This window comes from Caulobacter sp. P4_E5 (assembly GCF_056401555.1).
Genome location: NZ_JBFUJD010000017.1, coordinates 24,728 through 51,149 on the forward strand (window position 1 = coordinate 24,728; position 26,422 = coordinate 51,149).

A 26,422-nucleotide genomic window follows, 5' to 3' on the forward strand; every position below is an offset into this window, starting at 1 on the left:
GAAGCGAAGCGTAGAGCCGGGACCCAGGGGGTGACGAAGCGCGGTGCGCGCCGCCCCTGGGTCCCGGACAGCCTCTGCGAGGCTTCCGGGATGACACGGGAATTAAGGCTCAGATTTCTACACGGATAGAACTCACTCCACCCCCGCCACCGCCAGCAGCGCCGCCAGGCCGACCTGCATGCCCTTGACGGTCGGCGCCTTCTCGATATCGATCCATTCATCCAGCGCGTGGGCGCGGCCGCCCTTGCCGCCGGCCCCGATAGTCACGGCCGGGATGCCCAGGCTCATCGGCACGTTGGAGTCGGTCGAGCTGTCCTCGTGCTCGGGCTTGAAGCCCAGGGCCGAGATCGCCGCCGCCGTCAGCACCACGATCTCGGCTGTCTGGGGTGTGTTCCCCGCCGGCCGCTCGCCGATCACCTTGGCCTCGTAGGACACCTTGCCGTCCTGGGTGGAGCGCGCCGCGTTCTCGCCTTCGACGGCCTTGTCCAGGATGCCGACCAGGGTCTGGTCCAGCTTCGCCAGTTCGGCCGCGCTCTCCGAGCGCATGTCGAACTCCATGAACACGCTGTTCGGGATCGAATTGACCGAGGTGCCGCCGCCGGTGACGCTGGCCGAATAGGTGGTCTTGGGCTGTTTCGGCGTTTGGACGGCGTAGAGGTCGGTCACCGCCCGGGCCATGGCCGCCATCGGATTGACGATGCCGAACGCGCCGTAGCTGTGGCCGCCCGGGCCCTTGAAGGTGACGCGATAGCGCTTGGAGCCGACGCCCTTGTCGACGATCCGCGACGGGTCCGAGCCGTCCATCGAGAAGAAGGCGCTGATCCGGCCCCTGTAGGGACCCTTGTTGAACAGGTGTCGGATGCCGCGCAGGTCGCCCGGGCCTTCCTCGCCGACATTGCCGACGAACAGGATGTCGCGCTTGGTCTTGATCCCGGCCGCGTCCAGCGCGCGAAGATAGGCCAGCAGGGTGGCCAGCGAGCGGGTGTCGTCGCCGATCCCCGGGGCCATCAGCCGGGTCCCCTCGCGCTTGACCTTCACGTCCGTGCCCTCAGGGAAGACGGTGTCCAGGTGGGCGGCGATGACCACGAACGGGCCCTTGCCCTTCGTCGCCGTCCCGGGCCTTACGCCCATGACGTTGCTCTCGGCGTCCATCTCGACGTTCGACAAGCCGTGGGCCTTCAGCATCGCCAGATAGGCCTTGGCGCGGGCCTCTTCCTTGAACGGCGGGGCGGGGATCTCGGTCAGGGTGACGATGTCGGCGACCGTGCGGTCGTAGTCGGCGTCCAGCTTGGCGGCCGCGGCCTTGAAGGCGGGCGAGGCGACCAGCTGGGTGACGCCCTTGGCCGGGTCGGGCGCGGCCTGCGCGGGCAGGGCGACCAGGGCGGCGGCCAGGGCGAGGAGTGAGGGGGCGTGGCGGAGCATGGCGAATCCTTGAAACTCGCCAACACCCTAGCTCGTCATCCCGGCCGCAGCGAAGCGGAGAGCCGGGACCCAGGGGCAACCGCACTGCGCCGGCCCTGGGTCCCGGATCGGCCCTGCGGGCCGTCCGGGATGACGAGAAAGGTTACAGCTTCAGCACCGCCGCCCCGCCCATCCACGGATCGCTGATCGAGTCCGCGCCGGTCTCCACCCGTCCCGCCAGCCGCCGCAGCCATCCAGCTTCACCCTCCAGCCGGGCGGTCAGATCGTACCAGCCCTGCATCGTCGGGAAGGCGCGCGCCTGGGTGTCGACGCCGGCGAAGTCGAGCCGCCAGGGGTCTTGGCCCTCGGCGTCGATGACAACCGTCCGCCGCTCGGGGCGGGTGTTGGTCACGGTCACCAGCAGGCTCGCGCCCTGGGCGCGGGCGGTGATCTCGACGCCCGTGTCGTGGCCGGCGAACCGGCGATGGAAGCCGTTGGGACCCAGGACCCACAGGTCATGCGCCCCCGCCGGCCAGACATCCTCCAGATGCTTGCCGGGTCCGACAGTGTAGCGGCGCGGAACCGCGTCCAGGCGCAGACGGTCGTAGACGTGCAGCACCGCCGCGGCCTTGCCAGCGTTCGAGAAGGTCAGGGTCATGGCGCCGTCCCGGATCCGGCCGTCCACCGCCAGTCCGTAGGGCAGGGCGCGCGACGGCCGCGTCCCCTTGGCCTGCTCCGGCGCGACGATCGCGTCCGGCGTCGGCGGCTTGGTGCGCCCGAGAGCGTTGGCGCGCCTGGCCGGTTCGGCGGTTGGCGGCAAGGCCGGGAAGGGCCGGTCGTTCGGCGTCTTGAAATCGAAGCATGTGGTCAGGTCGCCGCACACCGCCCGCCGCCACGGCGAGATGTTCGGCTCCGACACCCCGAAGCGCGCCTCCAGGAAACGGATCACCGAGGTGTGGTCGAAGACCTGGCTGTCGACCCAGCCGCCCCGGCTCCAGGGCGAGATCACGTACAGCGGCACGCGGGGGCCCAGGCCGTAGGGGCGGCCCATCAGGTCGTCGCGCTCGGCCTTCCGCTCGGTTGGATTGCGCACCAGATGGTGCTCGCCGGTCAGGTCGACGCTGGAGCCGCCCAGCGGCTTGCCGGCCGCGTCGCGCGAGGGCGGGGCGGGCGGCGGGACGTGGTCGAAGAAGCCGTCGTTCTCGTCGAACATCACCAGCAGCGCCGTCCGCGCCCAGACCTTGGGATCGGCGGTCAGGGCGTCGATCACCCGGGCGGTGTAGTCCGCGCCCTGGGCCGGGCTGGACGGGATCGGGTGCTCTGAATCGACGGCCGGGGAGACGATCCACGACACCTGCGGCAGGCGGCCGGCCAAAACGTCCTCGCGCAGCTTGTCGAGGCGCCAGGTCGAAAGCCCCAGCTGCTTGAGGCGCGGGTCCGAACCCGGCAGGCCCTTGTGGCTGTCGCGGAAGGTCTTGAAGCCGGCCAGCGGGTTGTCGTCGAAGTTGTCGGCCATGTCCTGGTAGACCCGCCAGCTGACGCCGGCTTGCAGCAGCCGCTCGGGATAGGTGGTCCAGGTGTAGGACTCCGGGGCGCCGCCTTTTTCGGGCAGGTCGTCGTGCGAGTTCGAGATCGACGGGCCGCCGGCCTTGCCCAGCGGGTCGTTGGTCCCGGTCCACAGGAACAGGCGGTTGGTGTTGGTGCCGGTCTGGGTCGAGCAGTGATAGGCGTCGCAGAGGGTGAAGGCGTCGGCCAGGGCGAACTGGAACGGGATGTCGGCGCGCTGATAGTAGCCCATCGACCACGGCTTCTTGGCCTCGGGCCAGCGGTCCATGCGGCCCTGGTCCCAGGCGTCCTGGGCGTCGGTCCAGTTGTGCGGCGTGCCCTCGACCCGCATGTGGGCGAAGGTCCGGGCGCTGTCCAAGGCGAACGGCGCCAGCAGTCTGTCCTTGTGGGCCTGGACGAACACCGAGGCGTCCTTGCGGCCGGGGGCGTCGCGGACCGGGATCGGGAAGCGGTCGCCAAAGCCCCGGACGCCGTTCAGCGTTCCGAAATAGTGGTCGAAGCTTCGGTTCTCCTGCATCAGGATCACCACGTGTTCGACGTCGTTCAGCGTGCCGGTGCGGACGTCGGCGTCGATCGCGGCGGCGCGGGCCAGGGCCGGCGGCAGGGCCAGGGCGCCGATGGCGGCGAGCAGGCTACGACGGTCGAGCTGAGGCATGGGGAACTCCGGTAAGCTGGGCCGGAGGTAGCATGGGGTGTTTGGCGGGCGTGTGACAGCGGAAGCTTACCCTTCTCCCCTTGCGGGAGAAGGTGGCCCGAAGGGCCGGATGAGGGGGCGATAACCCTGTCGGCGTGGCGCCCAGCGTCAGCCGTCTGTCGCGGCGGTTCTGTTCGTGCGACCCCTCACCCGACCGCCTCCGGCGGCCACCCTCTCCCGCAAGGGGAGAGGGACGCTCGACGGTCAATCAAACACGATCACCGACCGCGCCAGCTCCCCGCGCTTCAGCTCGTCGAACGCGCTGTTCACGTCCTCCAGCTTGATCCGGCGCGAGATCAGGGCGTCCAGGTTCAGCCGGCCGGACATGTAGAAGTCCACCAGGCGGGGCATGTCGACCGGGAAGCGGTTGGAGCCCATGAAGCTGCCCTGGATCTTCTTTTCGCCCAGGAAGTCGGGGCCGTGCAGCTCGATCTTGGTGCCGACCGGGATCATGCCGATGATGTTGGCCGTGCCGCCCCGGCGCAGCATCCGGAACGACTGCTCGGCGGTGATCTTCAGGCCGATGGCCTCGAAGCTGTGATGGACGCCGCCGCCGGTCATCTCCTGAACCATCTTGACCACGTCGTCGCCGGCCGCGGCGGCGTCGATCACGTCGGTGGCTCCGAACTGCTTGGCCAGCTCCAGCTTGGCGGGGACGCGGTCGATGGCGATGATCCGGCCGGCGCCGGCGATCGCCGCGCCGTTGATGGTGGCCAGGCCGACGCCGCCGCAGCCGATCACCGCCACCGTCTCGCCCGGCTGGACCTTGGAGGTGTGGATCACCGCCCCGACGCCGGTCATCACCGAGCAGCCGATCAGGGCGGCGCGGTCGAACGGCATGTCCTTGCGCACCGCCACGCAGGCGTGCTCGTGCACCAGCATCATCTCGGCGAACGACGACAGGTTCAGGAACTGGGCCATCGGGCCTCGCTGTCCCGCGAGATCCTCCTTGAACAGGCGCGGCTCGGCGCCCTTCGGCCGTTTGGTCTCGGGCGAGATACACAGGCTCATGTGGCCCGTGAGGCAGACCTCGCAGTGGCCGCAATAGGCCGACAGGCAGGTGATGACGTGGTCGCCGACCTTGACGGTGCGGACCTCGTCGCCGACCGCCTCGACGATCCCGGCGCTCTCATGGCCCAGCACGGCGGGCATGGGATGGGGGTAGGAGCCCTCGATGAAGTGCAGGTCCGAGTGACAGACGCCGGCGGCCTTGGTGCGGATCAGCACCTCGCGCGGACCCGGCTTGCCGATGGCCACGGTCTCGATCTCGAGGGGCTTGCCCACCTCGCGCAGAACGGCGGCCTTCATGCGTTTCTCCCGTCGGTTTGGCGAGAGACTAGCGTTCCGTTTGGGGCGAGCGGAAGGGGTGTTCGAACAAATGTTTGGAGCGGGCCGTCCGCCTGGACCTTATGGCTGCGCTTGGGCAAGTTGTTCCACGTGTGGTGGTGCGGGTGCAAGGACGTGGCGGAACTCTATCTCTTTCGGACGCCGATGTCGGGCGGCCTGTATCGCCGCGCCCTGGCTTGGATGATCGACGCCGTCGTCGTTCTGGCGGCCTGCGCGCTGCTGTCTCCGGTGCTGTTCGCGGCGAGCGGGGGCGTGCTCAACCAGGCGCAGGTCTGGTCTTCGCCGCGCTGCGACAGCAGAGCCCAAGCGCCGGCCTGGATGGTCGCCGATGCGGGCTTTATCCCCGACCGGGTGCGCGACTGCACGCACGCAATCTTCGGCCTACCCTCGGGCCGCTATCTGGTGCTATCCGCCGGTCCGGAAGGACGGGACAAGCGTGGCGGCCGCGAACACGCGATGGCGCGCCAATGGGCCGCCTTTCCGCTGGACAGCGATGGTGACGCGGGGCGGGCGCTCCGTATCGGATGGCGTATCGATGGGTTGGTCATCGCGGTTGTCGTGATGCTGTCGGAAGCGGCGTTCGGGACGTCCATCGGAAAGGCGATCCTGGCGCTGCGTGTTCGCTCCGTTCGAGGCCGTCGCGCCGGTCTGTTCTCCGTCGTTCTGCGCAACGGCCTGCTGTACGGCGGCTGGCTTCTGGCGGGCGGCATGGCGATCGCGGACTACCTCGATGGCCATGGAGGATCACCGACCCAGCCGCACGCTCCGATCGATATCGTAGTCATCGGATGGCTGTGCGTGGCGGGGCTGGGCTTCCTGCTAGTTAGGCCCGGCGCCTTGCACGACCGCCTTTCGGGAACCCGTGTCGAGGCCGTAGAGGACAGCCGTCGGTATCGCTTCACCGCCGCCATCGCCGAGATATTCGCCAGCGCCACTACGTGGAGCCTGGTCCAACGCGCCGCGGCGGCGGATCTGCGCGCCGCCGAACTGCTGGACCGACTGCGAGAGGCAGCCTTGAAGCTGGGCCTGGTCGGAGACGATTGGCTGCGGCCCTATGCGGTCGGCTTCCTGTGGCGACATATCGCAGCGGGCCAGGAGATGGCGTACAGCGACGACGCCCTTCGGCGCTTTCGCGGCGCCTACCCCTACGAGGCGGAGCTGCGCCGGATATCGGAAAAAATGGCGCCGGTCCTCGTCGAGCTGGGCGGGGAGGCGTTGAGGGTGCGCATGACTAGCCTGCACGAGCCGTCCGAAAATGCCGATCCGGCTTTTGTGAAGGGATGTGCCGAGGCCGACCGGATCCTTCATTGGATGAGAGGGACCGGGCGGATCAACGACGATCACACCAACAAGATCGTCGCGCTGGAAAGACGACTCAATCGAGCAGGGCGTGAACTGCGACGACCCAAGGGGCTGGCGCGCTTGTTGATCGCTCCGCCTGGGGAGACCTATGCGTATCTGGTGGCGCGTACCTTGGGCGAGACGGCGTTCCGGCTAGACGCGCCAGACGACGCGCTGATCCCGACGCTGGCCGGGCTGTCGGTGAAGTCCTGGTAGCGATCCTTAAGCCGCGATCGCCTGCGGGCGTTCCGGCAGGATGCGGCTGACGGCCAGCAGGACCGTCATCGAGCCTTCGCCGGCGGTGATCACGGCCGCGACCAGCGGCGAGTCCTCGCCGTCGCCCAGGGCCGGCGGTGGGTTGATCTGATCGGCCTCGACGGTGAAGCTGTCGCAGACGGCGTCGACCAGCAGGCCGGCGACGTCGGTCTGGTTCTCGACCACGATGATCACCTGGCGCGGGCCATCCTCGGCCGCGCCCTTGCCCAGGCGCCACGACAGGTCGATGACCGGCATGACCTGGCCGCGCAGGTTGATGACGCCGCGCACATAGGGCGGCGCGTCGGGCAGCGGGGTCGGCGGGGTGACGCCGCGGATCTCGCGGACGGCGCTGACGGGGACGCAATAGGTCTGGGCGCCGACCTCGAACGACAGGACCTGTAGGGCCTGGCCTTGGGCGTACGACACGGGGTTGGTCATGGCGATCTCCGTGAGCGCGAAGGTCCTTGAAGACCCTCGTTCCTGGCCACCTTCACGCGAAAAGGTGAACAAACCGGTTCCGCGGCCCGTTGAATGATCCGTTCAGGCGCCGTTCAGGCGCGCAGTCCGATCGTTCTCCGTGACGCTTGAGACGACGCGCCGCGCGCCGGGAAGCGAAAGACCCAAGGAGGCTGTCATGGCCAGTAAGTTCATCACCACGGTCGGCCGGGTCGCCGCCGGCGCCGCCGCCCTGTCGCTGGTCGCCGCGGCGACCACGGCCTCGGCCGACTCGTACCGCTATCGTCACCACCACAGCGGCCGGGGCGGCGACGTCGCCACCGCGGCCATCGCCGCCGGCATCGTCGGCCTGGCGGTCGGCGCGGCGATCTCGGACAACGACCACCGCGACCGCCGCTACTATGACCGTGGCTATGACGACCGCCGCTACTACGCCCCGCCGCCCCCGCGCTACGGTTATGGCTATGGCTACGGTCCTCGCCCGTACTATGGCGACCGCGAGTGCTGGACGACTCGCGAGTACGACCGCTGGAACGGCGCGTACTACGAGCGGACCGTCTGCCGCTAAGCCTTTCCAGGATTGGGTCGCCGTTGTGAGCCGGCGGCCCGATACGTCGAATGCCCCTTCGGCGTTCCCAGCTCCGAGGTCGTCCCTGACCTCGGAGCTGATTTCGTTTCGCGGCGCGCTCAGGATCGAGCCTGGAAACGAGGACTCGACTCTCTTGCGAAATGGGAACAAAAAAGGAACATTACTGCGAACCGCAGGAGGATCCGCCATGTCGCCAGCCGCTCAGCCCGCCGCTTTCCAGAGCCCGTTCGGCCCGGGCCTGCGCCTGACCGACGACCGGTTGGACATCGCCGAGGCCGTGCTGGCGGGCGCCTGGCGCACCTTGCGCGCGGCGGGGTTCGGCGAGGCCGAGGTGCAGGCGCTGTTCGACCAGATCGCCGACCGCCCCGAGGATCTGGCGCGACGCCTGCGCAAGATGGCCAACGCCGCCGCCTAGAGGGTGTTGAGGGGGGCGGCCGAACGCCGCCTGAGAAATCAAAGCTCTAAATCCGTGTCATCCCGGAAGCCTCGCAGAGGCTGTCCGGAACCCAGGGGCCGACGCACTGCGGTGGCCCCTGGGTCCCGGCTCTACAGCCCGCGGGCGGGCTTCCGGCCGGGATGACGATGGAAAGGGTATCGGACCCTAGTGCTGGCGTTCCAGCAAGGCGCGCAGGATGTCGGCGCGCTGGGCCGTGTCGACCGCGATGCGGCTGGCCAGTTCGCGGATGCCGGCCGGATAGGCGTCGCCGCCGTCGGCCACCGACCTGGCCTGGTCGGCCAGGCGGCGAAGGTCGCGGTCCAGGCGTTCGACCTCCTCGCGGGCCAGCAGGCGGGCTTCGTTCTGCAGGCGCTTCACGCGTTCGGCGGTGGTCTCGGGACCGCGCCCGAGGTCATAGACTTCCGCTACGCCCGAGACGGGCGGCACGATATGCAACGGCTTGCCGGCCATGGATTTGGGCTCCTTGATCCGGGTCGGTTCTCGCCAACCCACACCGTAACAAAGCCCGGCTCGGGGCCGGCGTTCCGTGGTTTTTCCTGAAAGCGGGACCGCGTGGCCGCCGCGCCACAGAAGCCCGCGACGACCGAAGGCGGATGCCGATTTTGGCGGCTGTCGCGTCGGCGCGGCGCCCGAAAAACCGCCAGCCGTCGTCAGTGCGAAACGTGGCTGTAGGGCGTCTGCGAAGCCGAGGGCGGATTGGCCGGCGCGGGCTGCGGCGGCCGCGGGGCCTGGGCCTGCGGGTGAGCTTGTTGATGCGCCTGCGGGTGCGGCTGAGCTTGTGTCTGAGCCTGCGGCTGCGCGGGGGCGGGACGGCGGAACTTCAGGCTGCGGCCTTGGAACTCGGCGCCTGACTCCATGGCCAGCTGCTCGTGGGTGATGTCGCCATCGACGCGGGCCGTGCTGTAGAGCCGCACGCTCTGGGCGGTGACCGCGCCGATGACCAGGCCGTGGATCTCCATGGCCTGCGAGACGACCGAACCTTCGATGCGCGCATTGGGGCCGACGATCAGCTTGCCGACCTTCACGTCGCCCAGCACCACGCAGTCCAGATGCACCTCGACGTCGCCGACGACGTCGCCGCGGATGGTCAGGCCCTGGCCGAACATCGAGGCCGGCTTCGGACGCGCCGGCGGCGGCACGGGCTGCTGAACCGGCGGCGCGGCGGCGCGCGGTTGTTCCAACGGAGTCAGGGCCACGGGCGCGGGGACTTCTTTCTTCTTCACGAACATGGCGGCGACCTGTTTCAAAATGGGCTTCAGAACGCTCATTGCAGCAAGATCGAGGCCGATTTCGGAACGCGCTTCGCCGCGCCTACTCGCTGTCCTGGACGTGGGTCCTCGGCCGATCCTCGCCCGAGCTGACCTCCTGATGCCAGACGGCCTGCTTGTCCTCGTAGGTGATGCCCTCGGTCTCGCCGGGCTGCTCCTGCTCGCCGGCCGCGCGCTTGGCGGCCTTCAGCGCCGCCTTATGGCTGGGGAAGGTCTCGGAGAACGTGTCGCCCACCTTGTAGGCCCAGCCGCCGTCGTGCTCGACGATGGAATAGGTGATGTCGGTCATGGGGGGCTCCGCTTGGGGCGAGGATCGAACAGGGGATGGGGATCGAACGGGTCGTCAGCTAAGCCGGTTCCGATGACGGCGTCTTGTCGAAAGCGGCCTAAAGATAGGCGGTGGGGACAAAATGAGCGTCCACAGCCTGCCCGCCGCGCTTCAGCTTCAGCGCCACCGTTTCGCCTCGGCGGACGTTCAGCAAGCCCAGCGCCTCGCGCACGGTGGAGACGCCGGTGATTACGTCGCCCGCCTCGACGCCCGCGGTGGCTGCCGGGCTGCCCACCCCGACATCGGCGACGCTGACCACGCCCCGCGCCTCGTCCACCCAGACGCCCGTGCCGTTGTAAGTCATGGGGAGGGGCGACAGGCCGTTGCGCGCCACCCACAGGCTCTCGGTCGCGGGCTCGACCGACAGGTTCAGCGTGCGGATCACCGGCAGGCCCAGGACCGACCCGTCGAGCTTGCTCCAGGGACCGCGGACAATGACCAGAGGGTTTTCGTAGACCGCCGGGCCGATCTTCAGTGTCGGTGCGCGCACGATGCGCGAAATGCCCAGGTTGAGCTCGCCCAAGACCCTTGTGCGGATCGGTGAGTAGGGCGTGGTGTCGCTCCACAGCCCCAGCTTGCGGGCGTCCTGAAAGTCGAGGTTCAGCAGCCAGGGCATGCCCGTGTCCCAGACCGGGCGCACGGTGACGCCGCCCAGGTCGATCTCCGCCTCGATCCGTTGCGAGCCCGCCACCGCCCCGGCGGCCCGCAGCTTCGACTTCAGCCGGGTATAGGCCGAGCGATCGATGCCGCCGCCGGGATAGAGCCGCCACTCCTGACGCTCGAAATCGAGTTCGCTGTCGACGGCGGTGACCATGCCGGCGGCCAGCAGGCCGTCGCCGCCCAGACCCACGTCCTCAAGGCCGAACATCGCCACGCCCGCCTGGCGGACTTGGCCGCCCAGCACCAGATCGTCCACCGCGTAGAGCGGGAATTTTCTGTTGTTGAGCCCGACGTCGCGCAGCTTGCGCAGACCCAGCGACTGGGCGATCGACGTCTTGACCCCGCTGACGATGGCGCCGGTGTCCAGCACCAGGGCGTAGGGGCCGCGGCCGTTCAGCATCGCGTCGATCACCACGCGCTGCTCGGTCAGCTTGATCGCCGCCACGACCGGCGCGCCGGCAGCCCGCGCGGCGTCCGGCAGGGCCTGGGTCAGCGGCAGGGCCAGGGAAGACAGCATGAGGCCGCGACGAGTCAGCATGGACGAACGCTCCGGAACTTTGATGGAGCGATACGACCTTAGGGTGAGCCTGGCGTCAACCAGGCCCGCGGCGGCGGACGATCGATGTCGAACCTGCTCCCGCATCCGCTGCGGCATATTCGCCACCGCCTTGTCGGTGGTCGACGTTAGGCCACACACTCCGAACCCGTGCAGGTGCTCAGAGTTAAGCGCATGGCCAAGGCCGCCTCTTCCTCGACCTTCGAAACCCGCTGGTGGCAGCGCGACCCGCTCACGGCCGTCGCCATAGCCTGGACGGTGATCATTGGGGGCGCCGTGGCGGGCTTCGAGCTGATCCAGCTCGCGTTGCGGAACCTTTAGGCCACCTTCACCCGGGCCGCGCTCTCCGGCAGGTCCGTGCCGAACGCGCGCTGGAAGAACTCGGCCACCGTGGGGCGCTCGAGCTCGTCGCACTTGTTCAGGAAGGTCAGGCGGAAGGCCAGGGCGATGTCGTGGTCGAAGATATCGGCGTTCTGGGCCCAGGTAATCACGGTCCGCGGGCTCATGACGGTCGAGATGTCGCCGTTCATGAAGGCGTTGCGGGTCATGTCGGCGACGCGGACCATGGCGGCCAGGGTGCGCTTGCCCTCGGCCGTGTCGTACGACGGGTTCTTGGCCAGCACGATGGCGGCTTCGACGTCGTGCTCCAGGTAGTTCAGCGTCGTGACGATCGACCAGCGGTCCATCTGGCCTTGGTTGATCTGCTGGGTGCCGTGATAGAGGCCGGTGGTGTCGCCCAGACCGATGGTGTTGGTCGTCGAGAACAGCCGGAAATACGGGTTGGCGCGGATGACGCGGTTCTGGTCCAGCAGGGTCAGCTTGCCGCCGGCCTCCAGAACGCGCTGGATCACGAACATCACGTCCGGACGGCCGGCGTCATATTCGTCGAACACCAGGGCGACGGGGCGCTGCAGCGTCCAGGGCAAGATGCCTTCGCGGAACTCGGTGACCTGCTTGCCGTCCTTCAGGACGATGGCGTCCTTGCCGACCAGGTCGATGCGCGAGACGTGGCTGTCCAGGTTCACCCGGACCAGCGGCCAGTTCAGGCGCGCGGCGATCTGCTCGATGTGGGTCGACTTGCCGGTGCCGTGATAGCCCTGGACCATCACCCGACGGTCGTGGGCGAAGCCGGCGCAGATCGCCTTGGTGGTCTGCGGGTCGAACTTGTAGGCAAGGTCGATCTCGGGGACGTGGCTGTCGCGATGGCTGAAGGCGGGAACCTTCATGTCGCTGTCGACGCTGAACGCGTCGCGGAGCGTCACCCACTTGTCGGGGACCAGGGTGATCAGCGGATCTTTGGCGGAGCTGTTTTCGGCGAACTCGGGCATGTCATCCGCTTAGCGCCTTCACCCCCATCCGTTCAATTGGTTTCCAATTGAACGGAAGGTTTTGAGTCCACGGAGCGCGACCTGTCGCGCTCTGGGGAGGGGAGGGAAGAGGGCGCCGCGACGCGACACCCTCTCCGGGCCGTTTTCTAGTGGTTGGCCAGGATCACCGAGGCGATCAGGCCGGTGGCGACGGCGGCCAAGACGTATTGGTCGTTCACGTGGTGCCAGCGATAGCCGCGCGGCGGGGCGCGCAGGCCGTAGCGGCGATAGTCGCTGACATAGTAGCCGTTGCCGCGATAGCGGGGGTCAAGGCGCTGGCCCCGGGCCCAGCGGCGGTACTCGCGACGGTCCTCACGCGCTTCGCGGCGGTCGTCCCGCGCGTCGCGGCGATCCTCGCGGCGGGCCTGGTCGTGGCGGCCCTGGTCATAGGCGCGGTCGCGGCTGTCGTAGCGGCCATTGTCGTTGTGGTCGCGGCGATAGTCCTGGGCGGAGGCGCCGCCGGCGGCGCCCGCGAGCATCAGCACGGCGACGGAAGCGGTCAGAAAGCGTTTCATATCGGGTCTCCTTTGAAGAGAGTTCGAACCTAGCGGGTTCGACATGGTCGGGACCTGAACGGGCCTGTTCGGCTTAAGTTCATGTTTCATAAGAGAAATGTTGTTGCGAAGCCCTCGGCTGAATGGAGCTATGCCTTTGATCCAGATCGGCTTTCGAGGCCTTCTAGCCGCCGCGGGGCGCGAGCTGGGGGCGACTTGCGCCCTGCTGATCGTCGCCCTGGGTGGCTTGGGCTTCCTGTCGATCGCCGACGAGGTGGCCGAGGGCGAGACGCGGGCGCTGGACCTGGCGGTGCTGCGCGCCTTGCGCGTCGATGGCCTGCCGCACGCGCTGATCGGGCCCCAATGGCTGCACATCGCCGCGACCGACGTGACGGCCCTGGGCTCGGTGGCGGTGCTGACCTTGCTGATCCTGCTGGCCTTCGCCCTGCTGGTCTCTCTGCGCCGCTGGACCGAGGGCCTGCTGCTGGTCGCCGGGGCGGGCGGCGGTCTCCTGATCAGCCAGGTTCTGAAGCGGGTGTTCGAGCGCGAGCGGCCGGAGCTGGCCTATCGGGCGGTCGAGGCGGCTAACGCCAGTTTCCCGTCGGGCCACGCCATGCTGTCGGCCGTGGTTTTCCTGACCCTTGGCGTGCTGGCCGCGCGCTTTTCCGACCGGCGGCGGGTCAAGGTGCTGGCGATGGGCGCGGCGGTGCTGGTCAGCCTGCTGATCGGGGCCAGCCGGGTCTATCTGGGCGTCCACTGGGCCAGCGACGTGCTGGCCGGCTGGTGTGTCGGCGCGGCCTGGGCCATGACCTGCTGGCTGGCGGCCTTTTTCGTCCAGCGGTGGTTCAGGAAACCTTCGGCTTCGGACGCCACCTGAGCTCCAGCGTCGTCCACACCGCGCCGGCGAAGTCGACCAGGCCCACGGCCAGCCAGGCCTTGGGCAGCCAGTCCAGCAGCACGAAGGCCCCCAGAACGACCAGCGAGAACACCCGCAGCACCACCGAGGCCCGCATGTAGGTGCGCTGACCCGTCCAGCCCGCGACGTGATAGCCCATGGCGTAGGCCAGCAGGACGAGGCCCGCGAACCGCACCCACGGCAGGGCGGCGATCTCGACGGGGGAGTCCAGCAGGCGCAGCACGGGACGCGGGGCGACGGACAGGGCCAGGCCCGTCGTCGAGATCAGCCCGCCCCAGAACCAGATGCTCCAAGGCTTGCCGAACGGGACCGGCGTCACCGGCGTCGGCGGGTCGACCGGCGCGCGCCACTCCGAGTCGAGCGAAGCCGAATGGCTGTCGGTCATCAGAAATCGTCCCTCACCTCGCGGCGGCGGGAGGATGGACCGCGTTGGCGCGGCTCGGCAAGAGGCGGCGCTTGACGCTTCGGGCGCGGAGGACAATCCTGGCGCGTGGATTGTGGCTGATGCAGCCACGGGGGGCGTCATGGATCTGAGAGCATTTCTGGCGGCGCGGGCCCTGGCGCCGACGCTCGACGATCAGACCGCCGCGGCCCTGGCGGCGGCGGCCTACAAGGATCCTGACACGGGTCAGAACCGGTTGATCGGCCTCCAGGGCTGGAACATCCTGATCGAGGCCAATGAGGCCGGGGGCTACGACGCGACCGCCCTGCATCATCCGGCTAGCCGCAGCCTGGTCGTAGTCAACCGGGGCACCGAGGGGCTTCGCTCCTTCGCGGACTGGTGGGCTAATGTTTCGGCGGTGCTGCTGCATGATCCCGACAGTCAGATCATTCCGGCGCTGGGCTTTCTGCGCCGGGCAGTCGACGCGTGCGTGGCCGCGGCTCTTCCGGCGGATCAGCTGCTGATCACGGGCCATTCCCTGGGCGGCGGGCTGGCCGACATCCAGGGCGCCCTCGCCAGGGCCGTGGCGCCGGCCGCGCCGGCCGTGATCCGCGTCGTTGGCGTGGCGTCAGCCGGCTTCGCCAACGCCGGGGCCGGCTATGCCTTTCGCAACAGCCTGGCCCTGGACCCGGCCGCGACCGGCTTCATCAAGCACTATGTGCGCGCGCTGGACCGGGTGCCGCATCATCCGGCCCGGTCGGTGTTCGGCCAGGATCACAAGGTCGCCTCGGTCTGGCAGGCCCGGCGCGCCAAGCCGCCGCATGGCGAGATCTGGGAATATACGACGGTCTACGACTTCCTGCGGAACCATGACTCCGCGCTCTACTGCGAGTACCTGGCGCTGGGGATGGACCATCACCTCTGGTATAGCCAGGCGGCCAAGGCCGTGACCGCTCGGGCCGGCGAATACCCGACCTGGGACCACACGTTCATCAAGCCGGACGACTACTAGGCCCATCGCCACTATCGGGCGTTGAATTGACCCGCCTTCCTGGGCCTTGTGCCCAGGACCCAGGACCCAGGGGTCAGCTTCAGCAGAATTGAGGCTGAGTTCACGGTTTCTCGGCCGGGCGGACCCAAAGAGGCCACGTCTGCCTCAGACATGGATCCTGGGCACAGGGCCCAGGAAGGCGGCGGGATTTGGACCTATCCCAGATGAGCCGATTGGCTCTAGGCCCTAGACCATCCCCGCCTTCTGCAGCGTCTTGTAGGCCTTGATGACCCGCTGCAGCTTGTGCTCGGCGCTGCGGTCGCCGCCGTTGGCGTCGGGGTGGCAGCGCTTGAGCAGTTCCTTGTACTTGGCCTTGATCGCCGGACCGTCGACACCGGCCTCGAGATCGAGGTCGGCCAGGGCCTGGCGCTCCAGCTTGCCCAGGCGGCGTTCCGCGGCCGAGCGTTCGGATTCGGCCTTGCGCTGCTGGGCGCGGAAGACGCCGAACGGATCGGCGAAGGCGCGGGCGTCGCGGGCGGCGGCGGCGGCGGCCTCGCGCGAATTGGCGTCGGCCTTGAAGCTCCAGGTCGGCCGGCCGCCGGTCTGGCGCTCCAGCTCCTGGGCGGCGCGGATCTGCGCCTCGCTCATGCCGGCGTAGAAGTTCCAGTTCTTGTTGTACTCGGCCGCGTGCTGCTGACAGAACCAGTAGTGCTGGTCCGGCATGTCGCGCGACTTCGGCGCCTTGGCCGATCCCGCCAGGCGACAGTCGGGATGGTCGCAGCGTTTTTCGCCGGGCTTGAGGCCCAGAACGTCGTGCACCGGGTCGTCCTCGCCCTTCTTGGGGGGGCGGACCCGGATGTCGGTGAATTTAGGACGGTACTCGAACGGCCGGTTCATGGCGTCTAGAGTAAGCCCGCGCTAATTCCGTTCAAGGATTGACAAGCAAGAGACACACATGGCCGCCGTCGCAGACACCATTCGCCGCAAACTTCAGGACGCTTTTTCGCCCACGCGGCTCGAACTCGTGGACGACAGCGACCGCCATCACGGCCACGCTGGCCACACCGGCTCGGGAGAGAGTCATTTCAACCTCCGAATCGAGGCCGAAGCCTTTGCGGGCAAGGCCCGGGTGATGCGCCAGCGGATGGTGATGAAGGCCCTGGCCGACGAGCTGGCGGGGCCCGTTCACGCCCTGTCGATCGTCGCGACGGCGCCCGGCGAGGGCTGAACCGAGAGCCGATTTTACGCTTGCCTTGGGGCGCTGCGGCTGATTGCCTCTCTCCCCGGCGCGATCCCGCCGGAGGGCAGGGAACAGCATGAGCGCCGACGTCACCAATCCATCCACTGATTCCCTCGAGCAGGACGCCGCGCGGACACTGCCGAGCCTGCTAGCGCGGTCGTATGCCCGCTATTCGCGGTTCACGGTCGCCGCGGCGGTGATCGACGAGGAGGGGCGCGTCCACTACGGCGTCAATGTCGAGAACGCCGCCTATCCGGTCGGCACCTGCGCCGAGCAGACGGCGATTGGGGCGATGGTCACGGCCGGCGGGCGGCGCATCGACAAGGTGCTGATCGCCGCCGGTTCCGACGCGGTGGTCCAGCCCTGCGGCGCCTGTCGCCAGCGCATCGCCGAGTTCGCCGCCGAGACCTGCGAGATCGTCTCGGTGCAGGGCGGGGCGATGACCGAGCGGATCGCCTTCTGGAGCCTGCTGCCCCATTCGTTCGGGCCGCGCGACCTGGACTGAAGCGCCGCGCCTTATCGGAAACCCAGACGCCGCCGCTGGCTCCAGCGGCGGCGTTTTCGTTGGCGGTCGTGCTCGGGACGAAGGGCAAAGAAAAAGGGGCGGTCCGAAGACCGCCCCTTCCCAGCGTCGACCCGAAGGTCTTGGCTTACATCTTATAGTTGAAGCCCACGAAGAAGCGACGACCGAACAGGTCGAAGTTGTCCTGCGTGGTGTTGCCCAGCCAACGGTTCGGCTCTTCGTCGAACGCGTTGACCACGCCGCCACGGACGACCAGGTCCGGACGGACAGAGTACTTCACGGTGAAGTCGTGCTGCACGAAAGGCGTCGTCTTGTAGTAGCGCGACTCGCGGTTGTCCGGATCGACCTTGGCGTCGTCGACGTCGTACGGACGCGTGCCGCCCAGCAGGGTCAGCCATTGCGAGGATTGCCAGTCGGCGTTCCAGGCGAGGCTGAGCTTGTCGTTCACTTCCCAGGTCAGCTTCGAGGCGAAGCGGACGCGCGGCAGGCCCAGGCCCGTCTCGAAGTCCGTGTGTTCGTCCGGGTTGCTGATGTTGGTGAAGTCATGCTGCTCGAACAGGTAGTTCCCGCTCAGCTTGTAGCTGATCCGACCCCAGTCCTTGCCGATGATGTTCTCGATATCGGTGTGGTACAGGAATTGGTAGTCGATACCGCGGTTCATCGTCCGGGCGTAGTTCACCGACCCTTGGATGAAGTCGTTGATGCCATAGGCCGGCGTGATGCCCGAGGGCGAAGCGCCGATACGGCTCACGGTCGAGCAGATCCCGGCGTTCAGAACGTCACCGCTGACGCACTGGTTGGCCGCGACCTGGGCGGTGACGGAGGCGATCACGTCCTTGATGTCGATGTCATAGTAATCGACGACGAAGGTAGCGTTCGGCCAGAAGCGCGGCGTGATGATCATCGACGCGGTAACCGAGAACGACTTCTCGGGCTTCAGGAACGGGTTGCCCGAGTTCTTGCCCTGAATACCGCTGGTGTAGATGATGTTGGTGCCGGACGGGATGCCGATGGCGACGCAGTTCTTCTCGCGGTTCGCCTTGATCTTGGCGTCCGTGAGATTGGTGATCACGCGAGCGTCGCAAGGATCGACGAAGTTGTTCGCGAAGGTCTGGGTCGCCGGGCGGTAGGTTTCGCCCAGGGTCGGCGCGCGCACCGACTTGCCCGACGTGGCCCGGAACATGATGTCCTGGATCGGACGCCAGATGGCGTTGAAGTTGTAGGTCTCCGTCACGCCGATCGTGGTGTAGTCGGAGTGGCGGTAGGCCGCGCCGATTTCCAGGTTCTTGGCGAACGGCACATCCTGCAGCAGCGGCAGGCGGAATTCGCCAAAGTATTCCTTCGTCTCGTACGAGGCGGGCGCGAAGTCCGGGCCGGTGTTCAAGAACAGCAGGCGATCGCCGGCCGAGCTGCTGCGACCGATGGCCTGGGTTTCTTCCCGACGCCATTCAGCGCCCAAGGCCAGACCGATGCGACCCGCGCCCCAGAAGTCCCACAGCTCGCCCGAGACATAGGCCAGGGCGTCCTGTTGCTTGTTCTGCTCCTGGACGTTGATTTCGGCCAGATAGTACTTCTGAGCGGCCGCCGAGGCGCCGCCCGGGCCGAAGACGCGCGAGGCGACGCAGTTGCTGACTTCCTCGTAGGCCTTGGTGCCCTTGGCGTAGTTGCCGCCCCGGTTTTGGTCCGGGATGGCCACGCCTTGCGCGTCCAGCAGCTTCACGCGGCAGACGACTTCGCCAGCCTTGCCGTTGACGACGCCGGCGGTGTCCACCACGGCGTCCACCGAGTTCTTGAAGCGGACGACGTCGACGCCGCGCTCGAAGTTCTTGTTCTCGAGCTTGCCGTAGGTGTAGCCCAGTTCGTAGGCCAGGTTGTGGACGAAGCCGAGGTCATCCTTGCTGCCACGCAGGCCGACGACGTAGCGCTGCAGCTCCTTCTTGTTGAGCTGCGAGCGCAACGGGCCGAACAGGCTGTGGCGGGCGCGCACGTCGTTGATCGGCGTGGTCGTCGTGATCGCCCCGGTCGAGGCGGTGTAGGACGTGATCGGCGTGCGGCTGTTCGCCCGGATGGCGTCGCGCACGTTCGACGGAAGGTAGGCGTTGTCCAGGCCGATGTTGAACGAGCTGGTGCTGAACAGGCCGCCGACCGTGCCGGCCGCCAGCGGCAGGATGCCGATGTCGAAGAAGGTCTGTTGGCCTTCGTCGAAGGTCGATTCCTTGACGTACTTGGCTTCGCTGAAGAGCTGGATGTCTTCGGTGAGGTTGAAGTTCGCGCCGCCCTGGAAGCGATAGGCCTTGGAGCGCGGCAGGCGGCTGCCTTGGCTGAACTCGGTGTTCGGGTTCAGGCCGTCGCCGCCGACGTTGGTCACGCGGGTGAAGCCGTTTTCGTCGCGGAACGTGCCGAACGACGGCGCGCGGCCCGCGCCGGCGTTGTCATAGATGAACGAATTGTACGGCTCTTGCGAGAAGCAGTTCGCGCTCATCGGCGCGATCGACGTCGTACATTGCTGGAAGGGAATGTCCGGGTCGTTCGGGTTGGCCGACGGACGGGTCGAGGAGGCCAGCACCGTGATGCCGCCGGCCGCGCCGATCGACAGGCTGCGCGCGTCGTGGATCAGGATGTTGTCGAACTGACCGTCGGGCTGGCTGTTGGCCACGTCGGTGTCGTTGTTCAGCAGGACCCAGGCCTTCTTGCGCCAGTCGACCTGACTGTCGCGGACCTCGTCGCTCTTTTCGTATTCGCCCGAGGCGTAGACGTTCAGGCGACCGTCGAAGAAGTTGTGGCCGGCCAGCGCCGAGATGCGCTTGTTCAGCTGGCCGTCCTGGTTGATCTGGGCGGCGGTGCCGTCGATTTCCAGGCCCTCGAAGTCCTTGCGCAGCACGAAGTTGACCACGCCCGAGACGGCGTCGGCGCCGTACAGGGCCGAGTTCGAGCCGGTGATGACTTCGACGTTCTGGATCAGCAGGCGCGGAATGGTGTCGATGTCGACTTGCAGGCCGGCGCCGTTCGAGCCCACGTGGCGGCGACCGTCGACCAGCGTCAGGGTGCGCGAGGCGCCCAGGTCACGCAGGTTCAGCACCGACAGACCGCCGTCGTTCAGGCCCGCGCCCGTGGTGTCTTCCGGCACCTGCGAACCCGACAGGGCCGGGATGTCGGCCAGCACGTCGATGACGCTGGCTTGGCCGGTCGCCACGACCTCGTCGCGGCTGACTTGGATCAGCGGAGTCGGGGAGTTGGTCGGGTCGCGGCGGATGCGCGAACCGGTGACCACGACCTCCTCGACGGACGTCGCTTCCGAACCGGTCGCCGGCGCGGTTTGCGCCAAGGTGATGGTCGGGGCGAAAGCCGCGAGGCTTCCCAGCATCGTCGTTGCTAGGAGAACCTTGGTTTTCAACGCCATGTTATTGTTGTCCTCAAAAGTACGCGCGCCCGACACRCCAGCCGCGCGCGGGAGCAAAGAGGGCCATTCCTCAGCGGGGAACGTTAAAGCCTTTCGGCCGCGCTAGAAGCGATCATGGCCAAATTGGGTCGGGTTGGTGGCCAGACGTTACCAAAAAGTCACAATTTCAGCGTCGAAACGTCAAAGTTGGAAAATTCTTGCCGAATTCAACCGTAGCTATAGAGCCGGAGCGGCGCGTTTAGGGGTTAATTCATGCTCTCGAACGAGCGGTGTTCGGTCGGCGATTACCGCCTACCACGCGAAAAGCAGCTTAAAAACGCGCTGCATGAGGTCCGGAGCGCCCGCCGCCCCTTGAACAAGGTCGAGACGGGGCTGGTCAAACCTTGTGCGGTTGTGCCGTGGTTTTGGGCGCCTTGCGGCGGCCGGCCTGACTCGGACGCCCAGATCAGGCCGTCTGGCCGACCAGGCCTTCCAGTACGCGGCGCAGATCGGCCTCGCGGAAGGGCTTCTGCAGCACGGCCGCGCCCCTGTGGTCCTCGGTGAGGCCGGCTTCGCCGTAGCCGCTGGCGAAGGCGAAAGGCACGCCGCGCGCCTTCAGGGCGTCGGCGACCGGGAAGATCGGACGGCCGCCCAGATTGACGTCCAGTAGGGCCGCGTCGATCTCGGCCGAACCGGCGAGGCGAAGCGCCTCCTCGATTTCAGCGGCCGGCCCGACGATCGAGCAGCCAAGATCGGTCAGCATGTCCTCGACCAGCATCGAGACCAACGCCTCGTCTTCGACGACCAGGACCTTGAGGGACGAAAGAGTCTTCATGTGTCAGGGCTCCAGCGCGCGCAGAGGCAACGCCATTTGGCAGACGAGGCCAGAGGCATCATAGGTCAGCTCGACCCCGCCGGATAGCTCGGCCGCGAGCCCGCGTTCCAGAAGGCGGGCGCCGAAGCCGCGACGAGCCGGTGGGGTGACGGACGGGCCGCCACTTTCGGTCCAGGTCAGGCGTAGCAGATTCTGGTCGACCGTCCAGCTCACGGCCACGCGTCCGGCGGGCGTCGAGAGGGCGCCGTACTTGGCCGCGTTGGTGGCCAGTTCGTGGATGCCCATGCCCAGGGCGACGGCGGCCTTGGGATTGAGCCGCACGTCGGTGTCGTAGGCGAAGCCGACCCGGTCCTCGCTGGCCATGGCGTGCAGTTCGACGTCGAACACCTCGCGCAGGCTGGCGCCGGCCCAGCTTTCCCGGGTCAGCAGGTCGTGGGTCTGGGAGAGGGCGATCAGTCGGCTCTCGAAGGCCTGGCGGAAGAATTCGGGCGAGGCGCTGGAACGCAGGGTCTGGGCCGCGATCGACTGCACCGTGGCCAGGCTGTTCTTGACCCGGTGGTTCAGCTCGTTGACCAGCAGCTTCTGGCGTTCTTCGGCGCGCTTGCGCTCGGTGATGTCCAGCGAGACGCCGGCCAGGCGGCGGGCGCCGCCGTCGTCGGTGGTCTGGGCCGCGCGGCCGCGCGCGTGCAGCCAGCGTGGGTCGCCGTTGGGCAGCACGATGCGGTACTCGACGTCGTAGTCCGTTCCGTCGCGGATGGCGCTTTCGATCGCGGCCAGGACGCGGGGGCGGTCCTCGGGGTGGATCGTCGCGATCAGGTCCGCGAAGGTGAAGGTTTCGTCGGGCCGGCGACCGTAGTTGGCCTTGCAGAGGTCGGAGGTCTCGTAGGCCTTGGTGACGACGTCCAGGTCCCAGGAGCCCATGCGGGCCGAATCCAGCGCGAATTTGAGACGTTCCTCGGCCCGGCGGCGCTCGCCCAGCTCGGCCCGCGCGGCGGCGGCGCCGCGGATCGATCCGATCGTCACCGCCACCTGGGCGCCCAGGCCGACCAGCAGGGTCTCGTCGCGAACCGAGAAGCGGCCGGGTTCGGGATGGCCGAAGAACAGCCCGCCTAGAACCTCGCCCTCGCGGGTGACGACCGGAATGGCCAGATAGCTGCGCACCGGCAGGTGGCCCTCGGGCATCCCGCGGTGCGGCGCGTTGCGGCCATAGCGCGGATCCTGGGTGATGTCGTCCGAACGCACCGGGCCCACGCCGTCGAAGGTCGGGGCGAAGACCTCGGTCTTGCGCGGCGTCGGATAGCTGGAGAACGCCTCGGGCGGGGCTCCGGACAGCCGGTAAAGCGTGTAGGCCTCGCCGCCGGAATCGGTGACGGTGTAGAAGAAGGCCCCGAACGCCGCGCCAGTGATCTCGCGGGCGCCGTCGATCACCACCTGGACCACCGTGTCGATGTCGACGGCGGAGGCGACCGCCTCGGTCACCCGCGCCAAGGCGTCGGACTTGCGGATTTCCTCGGCCAGGGCGGCCTCGAGCCGGGCCAGACGCGCACCGTCGTCGGCTTCCGCATCACCGGGAAACTCGGTCTCAGCCAACCTGGCCAACGCGCCCCTCCAACCTGGCCGCCCCCATTTGGCCCCCCAAAGGCCAGCAAAGGCGCAGAACGCGGCTTTCGCGATCTGGTTCCCACAAGGTGGGCTTGAACCAGCCCGGCCCTACCCGTTTTAGGGTTCGGCGCCGTCGTCCAGCGGCGCACTGATCCGCAGAGCGGTGATCTGGTTCCTCTGCCGGCGGAACACCTGAAAGCGGTGGCGGTGGAAGATGAAGGTCTGGCCGGGTTCGGGGATCATCTGGGCTTCGTGGATGACCAGGCCGGCGATGGTCACCGCCTCGCCCTCCGGCAGCCGCCAGTCCATGGCGCGGTTGAGGTCGCGGACGGTGACGTGGCCGTCGACATTGACCGAGCCGTCGGCCTGCCGGCGCACGCCCTCGACGCTGGTGTCGTGCTCGTCGTCGATCTCGCCGACGATCTCCTCGAGGATGTCCTCCAGCGTCACCAGGCCTTGCAGCGCGCCATACTCGTCGACCACCAGCGCGAAGTGGTTCTTGCGCTTCAGGAAGGCGTTGAGCTGGTCCTTGAGGTTGGTGGTGTCGGGGATGAACCACGGCTCGCGCACGATGGCGGCGATGTCCAGGCCCTCGACCCCATCCTTGGCCTGGGCCAGGGCCTTCAGCAGGTCGCGGGCGTGCAGTACGCCGACGATGTTGTCGGGCTCGTCGCGATAGAGCGGGATACGGGTGTGCTGGGCCTCCAACACCTCGTCGACCAGCTCACGCGGCGGCAGGTCGGCGTTCAGCAGCACCATCGACTTGCGGTGGACCATGATCTCGGAGACGTCCATGTCCGACAGGTCCAGCACTCCGCCCAGCATCCGCCGGTCGCCGCTCTCGACCAGGCCCTCGGCGTGGTGATAGTCGACCGCGCCGCGGATCTCCTCGTGGGCGGCCAGCACGTCGACGGCCATGTCCAGCTTGACGCCGAAGATCCGCAGGGCCCGGCGGACGATCCACTGGATCACGTAAATCACCGGGCCGAACAGGCTGACGATGAACAGGGTCGGACCCGACAGGGCGCGGGCCACGTCGTCGGAGCGGACGATGGCCACGGTCTTGGGCAGCACCTCGGCGAAGACCAGAACCAGCACGGTCATGGCGGCGGTGGCGACGGCCACGCCCCACGGGCCGGGGATCAGGGTGGTCAGCACCTGGGTCGCCAGGGCCGAGGCCAGGATGTTGATCAGGTTGTTGCCCAGCAGCACCGCCCCGATCATCGTCTCCTGGTTCGACAGCAGCTTGTTGACCCGCCGCGCCGGGCCGTCGCCCTCGCGTTCCAGCTGGTGCATCCGCGCGCGGCTGGCCTTGGTCAGCGCCGTCTCGGCGGCCGAGAAGATCGCCGACAGGGTCAAGAGCGCAATGACGATGGGCGCGAGGCCGAGCAGGGCGGCGAGCATCGGGTTGTCCTCAACGTGCGGAGATCGCGCCTGTCCTTACTGCCTGGGCTGCTCGCTGACAAAGCGCGCGACGGAATCCCGGAAGGCCTGAACGTCCTTGTTCAGCCGGATCAGCCGCTCGACGCTGAAGCCGGCGGCGTCGAACAGGGTCTGGCCCAGGCACGCGCTGCGCTGGCGCATGCCGCGTCCTCGCTCGGTCAGGCTGACGACCACCTGGCGCTCGTCGGCCGGGTTGCGGACCCGCGAGACCAGGCCCGAGCCCTCCATCCGCTTGACCAGCGGCGTCACGTTGCTGGAGTCGAGCCCTAGCCGTTCGGCGATCGCGCCGACGCTCAAGCCGTCGGTTTCCCACAGGGCGCTCAGCACCAGGTATTGCGGATAGGTGATCTCCAGCGCGTCCAGCAGCGGCTTGTAGGCGCGATTGATCGCCAGACTGGCTCCGTAGAGCGAGAAGCACAGCTGCTCGTCGAGCGTGGGGATGTAGTCGGACATGGCGAACTCCCGGATCGTCGGCGTTTCCTGCCACAGAAATATATGTCGTGACAAATATCGGCTGGACTCGCCGCCGGGTGGGCGCTAGAGCATAAATATGTCACGACATATAATGTCTCGGCATGAAACATTCAGCATCAAGGAGGCCATCATGGCCCAGGTCGACGACGCCCGGCGCGAGGGTCTCAAGCGCTACTATTTCCTGCGGGCCGGTGTGTCGGTCGCCTGGATCGCCGCCGCTGTCACGGTCGGGGCGACCAATCCGATCGCCGCCGGCATGCTGCTGGTCGCCTATCCGGCCTGGGACGCCCTGGCCAACGCGCTGGACGCCCGCGCCAACGGCGGCTTCAAGGCCAACGGGCCGCAGACCTTCAACGTGGTCATCAGCCTCCTGGTCGCTCTGGCGGTGCTGTTCGCGCTGCAGGCCGACCCGCGCCGCGTCCTGACCGTGTTCGGGGTCTGGGCCGGCTTCGCGGGCCTGCTGCAGCTGGCCGCCGGGATTCGCCGCTGGCGCGCCGTGGGCGGCCAGTGGCCGATGGTGCTGAGCGGCGCCCAGTCGGCGCTGGCCGGCGGGGTCTTCATCGCCCAGTCGCTCGGCGCGGGACCGTCCTTGCCGACGGTCCTGGCGATCGCGCCCTATGCGGGGTTTGGGGCGTTCTACTTCCTCGTCGCCGGGGTGGCGCTGATGCTGAAGGGGCGAAAGCGCGGTTGAGAAAAAACCCTTCTCCCGCAAGGGGAGAAGGAAATCTAGACCGCGCCCTCTTCCACCAGGAACGCCTTCAGCGCCTCCCGGTCCACGTCCTTGGCGACGAACGCGTCGCCGATGCCGCGCACCAGGACGAAGGTGAGCTTGCCGCCCTCGGCCTTCTTGTCCTGGCCGCAGTGGGCGACCAGGGCGTCGGCGTTGAACGGCTCGGCGCGGACATCGCTCAGGCGGGTCGGCAGGCCGGCGGCCTTGATGGCGGCGGTGGCGCGGATGGCGTCCTGGCTGGGGCACAGGCCCTGCTTGGCCGAGAAGCGGAACGCCTGGGCCATGCCCACGCCCACCGCCTCGCCGTGCTTCAGCGCATCGCCGAAGCCCATCTCGGCCTCGATCGCGTGGCCGAAGGTGTGGCCGAGGTTGAGCAGAGCGCGGCGGCCCGCCTCCTTCTCGTCTTCCTCGACGATCTCGGCCTTCATCTCGACCGATCGGCCGACGGCGCGGGCCAGGGCGTCGACGTCGCGCTCCAGCACGGCGTGGACGTTCTTTTCCAGCCATTCGAAGAAGGCGAAGTCGCCCAGCAGGCCGTACTTGATGATCTCGGCATAGCCGCAGGCCAGTTCGCGCGCGGGCAGGGTGCACAGCACGTCCAGGTCGGCCAAAACGAGGCGCGGCTGGTGGAAGGCGCCGATCAGGTTCTTGCCGCGCGGGGTATCGATGGCGGTCTTGCCGCCCACCGAGCTGTCGACCTGGGCCAGCAAGGTGGTCGGCACCTGCACGAAGTCGATGCCGCGCTTGTAGATCGCCGCCGCGAAGCCGGCGAGGTCGCCGACCACGCCGCCGCCGAACGCCACGATCTGGTCGCCGCGCTCCAGTCCCAGGCTCAGCAGGCGGTCGGACAGGTCGGCCAGGCCCTCGAAGCTCTTGCTCTCCTCGCCCGGTGGGATGGTGATCACGTCAACGGCGATCCCGGCCCGCTCCAGCGACACCGACAGCCGCTCGCCGTGGTGCTCGCCGACATTGGCGTCGGTGACGATGGCCACGCGCTTGCGCTTACCCAACCCACTCTTGCCAAGAATTGGAGCCACCCGCTCGCCGGCCTTGTCGATCAGGCCGGGGCCGATGACCACGTCATAGGCGCGATCGCCCAGGCCCACGGGGACGGTGCGGATCATG

27 protein-coding genes and 2 pseudogenes are annotated in these 26,422 nt (G+C 68.0%); 10 read left to right on the top strand and 19 right to left on the bottom strand.

The features are described from left to right. Nucleotides 1-132: 132 nt before the first annotated feature. A complete protein-coding gene (locus AC1DSO_RS07790; protein ID WP_477068298.1) occupies nt 133-1,422 on the bottom strand; it encodes a M20/M25/M40 family metallo-hydrolase in 1,290 nt (429 codons plus the stop codon). 9 nt (nt 1,423-1,431) lie between these two features. On the opposite strand from AC1DSO_RS07790, the pseudogene AC1DSO_RS07795 reads away from it, so the two are divergent. Beyond that, nucleotides 1,432-1,556 (top strand): annotated as a pseudogene (locus AC1DSO_RS07795) (hypothetical protein); the annotation flags it as partial. Between the two features lie 8 nt (nt 1,557-1,564). On the opposite strand, the gene AC1DSO_RS07800 reads toward AC1DSO_RS07795, so the two are convergent. Together AC1DSO_RS07800 and AC1DSO_RS07805 are read right to left on the bottom strand one after the other, a co-directional pair. Further along, nucleotides 1,565-3,622 (bottom strand): phosphocholine-specific phospholipase C, encoded by a 2,058-nt coding sequence (locus AC1DSO_RS07800; RefSeq protein ID WP_477068299.1) that lies wholly within the window; start codon nt 3,620-3,622, stop codon nt 1,565-1,567. A 243-nt stretch (nt 3,623-3,865) separates the two neighbouring features. After that, nucleotides 3,866-4,969 (bottom strand): Zn-dependent alcohol dehydrogenase, encoded by a 1,104-nt coding sequence (locus AC1DSO_RS07805; RefSeq protein WP_477068300.1) that lies wholly within the window; start codon nt 4,967-4,969, stop codon nt 3,866-3,868. Nucleotides 4,970-5,080: 111 nt separating this feature from the next. Between AC1DSO_RS07805 and AC1DSO_RS07810 the strand changes: the two genes are divergently transcribed. After that, nucleotides 5,081-6,565 (top strand): RDD family protein, encoded by a 1,485-nt coding sequence (locus AC1DSO_RS07810; protein WP_477068301.1) that lies wholly within the window; start codon nt 5,081-5,083, stop codon nt 6,563-6,565. A 6-nt stretch (nt 6,566-6,571) separates the two neighbouring features. On the opposite strand, the gene AC1DSO_RS07815 is transcribed toward AC1DSO_RS07810, so the two are convergent. Continuing rightward, the gene (locus AC1DSO_RS07815; RefSeq protein WP_477068302.1) at nt 6,572-7,045 is read right to left on the bottom strand and encodes a chemotaxis protein CheW; all 474 of its coding nucleotides are present in this window, start codon (nt 7,043-7,045) and stop codon (nt 6,572-6,574) included. Between the two features lie 196 nt (nt 7,046-7,241). Between AC1DSO_RS07815 and AC1DSO_RS07820 the strand changes: the two genes are divergently transcribed. Together AC1DSO_RS07820 and AC1DSO_RS07825 are read left to right on the top strand one after the other, a co-directional pair. Next, nucleotides 7,242-7,631 carry a hypothetical protein gene (locus tag AC1DSO_RS07820; RefSeq protein ID WP_477068303.1) on the top strand — a complete coding sequence of 130 codons (390 nt, stop codon included), beginning with the start codon at nt 7,242-7,244 and terminating at the stop codon, nt 7,629-7,631. A gap of 208 nt (nt 7,632-7,839) precedes the next feature. Continuing rightward, entirely contained in the window at nt 7,840-8,067 is a 228-nt protein-coding gene (locus AC1DSO_RS07825; protein ID WP_047407835.1) for a hypothetical protein, read from the top strand. A 38-nt stretch (nt 8,068-8,105) separates the two neighbouring features. On the opposite strand, the pseudogene AC1DSO_RS07830 reads toward AC1DSO_RS07825, so the two are convergent. From AC1DSO_RS07830 to AC1DSO_RS07850, 5 genes and pseudogenes are all read right to left on the bottom strand, one after another. Then, a pseudogene (locus AC1DSO_RS07830) lies at nt 8,106-8,198 on the bottom strand (hypothetical protein); the annotation flags it as partial. Between the two features lie 55 nt (nt 8,199-8,253). Further along, nucleotides 8,254-8,559, bottom strand: coding sequence for a hypothetical protein (locus AC1DSO_RS07835; protein ID WP_477068304.1), 306 nt, complete (start codon nt 8,557-8,559; stop codon nt 8,254-8,256). A gap of 200 nt (nt 8,560-8,759) precedes the next feature. Further along, nucleotides 8,760-9,338, bottom strand: coding sequence for a bactofilin family protein (locus AC1DSO_RS07840; protein ID WP_477068342.1), 579 nt, complete (start codon nt 9,336-9,338; stop codon nt 8,760-8,762). Between the two features lie 82 nt (nt 9,339-9,420). Further along, nucleotides 9,421-9,666 carry a DUF2188 domain-containing protein gene (locus AC1DSO_RS07845; protein WP_477068305.1) on the bottom strand — a complete coding sequence of 82 codons (246 nt, stop codon included), beginning with the start codon at nt 9,664-9,666 and terminating at the stop codon, nt 9,421-9,423. A 97-nt stretch (nt 9,667-9,763) separates the two neighbouring features. Beyond that, nucleotides 9,764-10,903, bottom strand: coding sequence for a pepsin/retropepsin-like aspartic protease family protein (locus AC1DSO_RS07850; RefSeq protein ID WP_477068306.1), 1,140 nt, complete (start codon nt 10,901-10,903; stop codon nt 9,764-9,766). Nucleotides 10,904-11,095: 192 nt separating this feature from the next. On the opposite strand from AC1DSO_RS07850, the gene AC1DSO_RS07855 reads away from it, so the two are divergent. Further along, nucleotides 11,096-11,242, top strand: coding sequence for a hypothetical protein (locus AC1DSO_RS07855; RefSeq protein WP_477068307.1), 147 nt, complete (start codon nt 11,096-11,098; stop codon nt 11,240-11,242). Here the strand turns inward: AC1DSO_RS07855 and cobS are convergent. Both cobS and AC1DSO_RS07865 read right to left on the bottom strand, forming a co-directional pair. Next, nucleotides 11,239-12,249 (bottom strand): cobaltochelatase subunit CobS, encoded by a 1,011-nt coding sequence (cobS, locus tag AC1DSO_RS07860; protein ID WP_477068308.1) that lies wholly within the window; start codon nt 12,247-12,249, stop codon nt 11,239-11,241. The two genes, AC1DSO_RS07855 and cobS, sit on opposite strands and share 4 nt — an antisense overlap. A 146-nt stretch (nt 12,250-12,395) precedes the next feature. Beyond that, on the bottom strand, nt 12,396-12,803 hold the full coding sequence (locus AC1DSO_RS07865) for an RcnB family protein (RefSeq protein WP_477068309.1): 408 nt from the start codon (nt 12,801-12,803) through the stop codon (nt 12,396-12,398). Between the two features lie 130 nt (nt 12,804-12,933). Between AC1DSO_RS07865 and AC1DSO_RS07870 the strand changes: the two genes are divergently transcribed. After that, nucleotides 12,934-13,659, top strand: coding sequence for a phosphatase PAP2 family protein (locus tag AC1DSO_RS07870; protein WP_477068310.1), 726 nt, complete (start codon nt 12,934-12,936; stop codon nt 13,657-13,659). Here AC1DSO_RS07870 and AC1DSO_RS07875 read toward each other — a convergent pair. Next, nucleotides 13,628-14,083, bottom strand: coding sequence for a hypothetical protein (locus tag AC1DSO_RS07875; RefSeq protein WP_477068311.1), 456 nt, complete (start codon nt 14,081-14,083; stop codon nt 13,628-13,630). The two genes, AC1DSO_RS07870 and AC1DSO_RS07875, sit on opposite strands and share 32 nt — an antisense overlap. 139 nt (nt 14,084-14,222) lie before the next feature. Between AC1DSO_RS07875 and AC1DSO_RS07880 the strand changes: the two genes are divergently transcribed. After that, a complete protein-coding gene (locus tag AC1DSO_RS07880) occupies nt 14,223-15,092 on the top strand; it encodes a lipase family protein (protein ID WP_477068312.1) in 870 nt (289 codons plus the stop codon). Between the two features lie 225 nt (nt 15,093-15,317). Here AC1DSO_RS07880 and AC1DSO_RS07885 read toward each other — a convergent pair whose 3' ends face one another. Further along, nucleotides 15,318-15,968: a J domain-containing protein gene (locus tag AC1DSO_RS07885; protein WP_477068313.1), complete on the bottom strand. Its 651-nt coding sequence runs from the start codon at nt 15,966-15,968 to the stop codon at nt 15,318-15,320. Nucleotides 15,969-16,026: 58 nt separating this feature from the next. On the opposite strand from AC1DSO_RS07885, the gene AC1DSO_RS07890 reads away from it, so the two are divergent. After that, entirely contained in the window at nt 16,027-16,299 is a 273-nt protein-coding gene (locus tag AC1DSO_RS07890) for a BolA family protein (RefSeq protein WP_477068314.1), read from the top strand. 88 nt (nt 16,300-16,387) lie between these two features. After that, the gene (cdd, locus tag AC1DSO_RS07895; RefSeq protein ID WP_477068315.1) at nt 16,388-16,816 is read left to right on the top strand and encodes a cytidine deaminase; all 429 of its coding nucleotides are present in this window, start codon (nt 16,388-16,390) and stop codon (nt 16,814-16,816) included. A 145-nt stretch (nt 16,817-16,961) separates the two neighbouring features. Here the strand turns inward: cdd and AC1DSO_RS07900 are convergent, their stop codons facing one another. The 5 genes from AC1DSO_RS07900 to AC1DSO_RS07920 form a co-directional block, all read right to left on the bottom strand. After that, the gene (locus AC1DSO_RS07900) at nt 16,962-20,234 is read right to left on the bottom strand and encodes a TonB-dependent receptor domain-containing protein (RefSeq protein WP_477068316.1); all 3,273 of its coding nucleotides are present in this window, start codon (nt 20,232-20,234) and stop codon (nt 16,962-16,964) included. 445 nt (nt 20,235-20,679) lie between these two features. After that, nucleotides 20,680-21,048 carry a response regulator gene (locus AC1DSO_RS07905; protein WP_047407811.1) on the bottom strand — a complete coding sequence of 123 codons (369 nt, stop codon included), beginning with the start codon at nt 21,046-21,048 and terminating at the stop codon, nt 20,680-20,682. Nucleotides 21,049-21,051: 3 nt separating this feature from the next. Further along, a complete protein-coding gene (locus AC1DSO_RS07910; protein ID WP_477068317.1) occupies nt 21,052-22,647 on the bottom strand; it encodes an HWE histidine kinase domain-containing protein in 1,596 nt (531 codons plus the stop codon). A 120-nt stretch (nt 22,648-22,767) separates the two neighbouring features. Next, complete coding sequence (locus AC1DSO_RS07915; protein ID WP_477068318.1) at nt 22,768-24,054, bottom strand: HlyC/CorC family transporter; 1,287 nt, start codon at nt 24,052-24,054, stop codon at nt 22,768-22,770. A 36-nt stretch (nt 24,055-24,090) separates the two neighbouring features. Continuing rightward, nucleotides 24,091-24,546 (bottom strand): MarR family winged helix-turn-helix transcriptional regulator, encoded by a 456-nt coding sequence (locus AC1DSO_RS07920; RefSeq protein ID WP_477068319.1) that lies wholly within the window; start codon nt 24,544-24,546, stop codon nt 24,091-24,093. Between the two features lie 151 nt (nt 24,547-24,697). Between AC1DSO_RS07920 and AC1DSO_RS07925 the strand changes: the two genes are divergently transcribed. Further along, on the top strand, nt 24,698-25,258 hold the full coding sequence (locus tag AC1DSO_RS07925) for a DUF308 domain-containing protein (RefSeq protein ID WP_477068320.1): 561 nt from the start codon (nt 24,698-24,700) through the stop codon (nt 25,256-25,258). 35 nt (nt 25,259-25,293) lie between these two features. Here the strand turns inward: AC1DSO_RS07925 and aroB are convergent, their stop codons facing one another. Beyond that, entirely contained in the window at nt 25,294-26,421 is a 1,128-nt protein-coding gene (gene aroB, locus AC1DSO_RS07930) for a 3-dehydroquinate synthase (RefSeq protein WP_477068321.1), read from the bottom strand. Nucleotide 26,422 lies beyond the last annotated feature (1 nt).